The organism is Micromonospora aridisoli (assembly GCF_056150025.1).
The window spans coordinates 1-510 of sequence record NZ_JAXCFK010000195.1 but is presented as its reverse complement, the minus strand read 5'-3'; the positions used below and the strand labels follow the sequence as shown (position 1 = coordinate 510).

The window sequence follows — 510 nt, the reverse complement described above, 5'->3', positions numbered from 1 at the left end:
CCACCGTCGCGGCGGTCGACCGCACCCGCGCCACCGCGCGCCTGGCGGTCGCCGCCACTGCCGTGCGTACCTCGCTCGACGCCCTCTGCCAGCAGCAGCGTGCCGCCGCCGACCAGCAGGATCCGGTCCCAGCCCACCTCCTCGGGCCGGAGACCGGTCGCGCCGAAGACGACGATGTACAGGCCGAACGTGCCGATCGAGACGAGATTGTTGAGGATCGGCGCCCACATCGGGGCGGCGAAGTGCCCCCTGGTGTTGAGCACCGCGGCGATCAGCGCGCTGATGCCGGTGAAGAACAGCATCGGCAGCATCAGGTACGACAGCCGGGTGACGAGCGTGGTGTACGCCGGATCGTCGCCGCCGGCCGCGTACACGGCGGTCAGCACCGGGGCCAGCAACACCGCGATCAGCGCGGTCGCGGCGAGCGCCAGTACCGCGAGCGTCAGCAGGCGCTGCGCGTACGCCTCGCCCCGGTCCGCGTCGATCTTGCGGCGGCGCACCAGCACAGGC

1 protein-coding gene is annotated in these 510 nt (G+C 72.5%); it reads right to left on the bottom strand.

The window, feature by feature from the left end:
• On the bottom strand, positions 1-510 hold a 510-nt coding region (locus SM447_RS30075; RefSeq protein ID WP_474576237.1), incomplete at both ends, for a lipid II flippase MurJ.